Source organism: Cellulosilyticum ruminicola JCM 14822, assembly GCF_001311925.1.
Lineage (GTDB): Bacteria > Bacillota > Clostridia > Lachnospirales > Cellulosilyticaceae > Cellulosilyticum > Cellulosilyticum ruminicola.
Map to the genome: position 1 here is coordinate 1 of NZ_BBCG01000148.1, position 2,014 is coordinate 2,014.

Consider the following 2,014-nt stretch of genomic DNA (forward strand, 5'->3'; position numbering starts at 1 on the left):
GGAGCCACTTTTTTATTATATTTATTCAAAGTTTAAATTGACTAATAAGATTTTCAAAGTCAGAAGTACATTTAGAAATATTTGTAGCATTATCAGTAGCTATATTTGTAAGTCTGGTAAAATCAGCAGTTTTTTCTGCGATATTACTTATGCTAATAGTACTTTCTTGAACTGTAGAATTAATGCCATGAATGCAATCATTGATTTGTAATGTTAATGTATTAAATTCTTTAGCACATGAATTAATTTCATTTAAATGGTTCATTACTGTAGATGCATCATTGTGATATTGGGTACCAGCATTGATGAAGCGCTTATAATCAAGAACGACAGTATGTTCAATGAAGTTTAATACTTTATCAAGGCAATTGGTCATATTATCAATAGAATTTGTGACTTTAGTAGAAATCTCTGTAATAGTAGTTGTAATGTTAGCTGATTCAGCAGCTAAATCTCCAATCTCTTTAGCAACAACTGAAAAACCTTTTCCATTGTCACCAGCTCTAGCAGCTTCAATGGAGGCATTTAATGATAAGAGACTGGTTTGTCTTGAAATTTCAATAATAGCACCTGTTAATTGTGAGATTTTCTTAGCTTCATTGACATTTTCTAGGACCTCACGACTTTCGAATTTTACAGACTCAAAAAGTTCGATAGCTTTATTGCCGGCAGCTTTATTAGAATTTTCAAGAGCTAAAGCACGTTTCATGATTTCTTGTGATAATGAAAATGCTGCCTGTGTTTTTTCTAGAATAAAGTTCATTTGAGAAGTTGTTGAATTTATATTTTCACCAACGGCTGTAGAAGATGCGGATGTTTCTTCCATTGCAGCAGCTAATTCTTCAGTAGTAGCTGAATTATTTACAGCAATATCTGCAATTTGATAACTTAAATCTAAAGTACTTGTAGAGGAATCATTAAGGAGAGAGGTACCAACGGATAGAGATTCAATAGTAGAATGAAGCCTCTCACGCATATGAAACATTGAATTTGCGATAGCCCCCATTTCATCTTTTCTTTTTAAGAGTGAAGTTTCAAGATTAAAAGAGGTTAAATCAAGAGAAGAGATTTTATCAATCATAATTTTAAGTATATTAAGAGGTTTACAAATGCTAGAAGAAATAAGATAAGTAATAAAAAATATAATTAATAATGCGATACTACAAAAAATAAAGCTTTTAGTTCTAGCAGTATCTAAAGCACCATCTAATTCGGGTAAATCAAGTGTAATAACTAGAATTTGATGATTAATAGGAGAAATAGTATAACTTGCAAATTTTGGAATACCTTTAAATGTATAAGCTACTAATTGGTTTTCTGGAATATTTCCAGAATGAAGTTTAGTAACTAATTCTTGAATAACAGTATTTTCTACAGGTAATCCAATTTTTTCAGATATAGGATGATATAACATTGTTCCAGTATCTGATACTAAATAGGCATAGCTTGTCTTCATTCCCTTGACGCCAACATTTTCTAAAGTTTGATTTAAAATATCTATTGATAAGGTTTTATTATTATTTTGGATATAAAGTAAATCTAAACAATTGGAATAAGACGAACAGATATCACGCATATAGTTTGAAGTACTTTCTTGAAAACTTATACGTACATTTCGTACAAATATAGTAAAAACAAGAAGATATATTGCGAGGCAAGATAAAATAGAAAGTAAGATGAATTTGGTTTTTATAGAATGTAGAAACGAAGTAGCAAGCGTTGAAGTTGAATTGGTTGTGTACATATAGATTCCCTCCGATATAAAATGGTTATTTTTAATAAATAGGTAAAAGTAAGTGTATAAATATATATCGTAAATAAAAATTAAAAAATTAAGAATATTTATATTAAATGATATAAAATGTGTATTTAAATGTTGTAAAAGAAGATATTTTAGGACTTATAAAATATCTTTAATTAAAGATAAAAAAAGTATTGACGTATGTAAATGAAGGGTGTAATATTATAAAGGTCGCAGGGAATACAAGTGACAAATAAATTGTACTTTGAAAAA

At 28.7% G+C, this 2,014-nt stretch carries 1 protein-coding gene; it reads right to left on the reverse strand.

The genetic code is table 11. The features are described from left to right. Nucleotides 1-25: 25 nt before the first annotated feature. Nucleotides 26-1,744: a methyl-accepting chemotaxis protein gene (locus tag JCM14822_RS18500; RefSeq protein ID WP_054744109.1), complete on the reverse strand. Its 1,719-nt coding sequence runs from the start codon at nucleotides 1,742-1,744 to the stop codon at nucleotides 26-28. Between the last annotated feature and the right edge of the window lie 270 nt (nucleotides 1,745-2,014).

Coding starts and splice junctions, on each gene's coding strand:
- JCM14822_RS18500 (WP_054744109.1), bottom strand. CDS start 1,744: ATGTACACAACCAATTCAACTTCAACGCTTGCTACTTCGTTTCTACAT.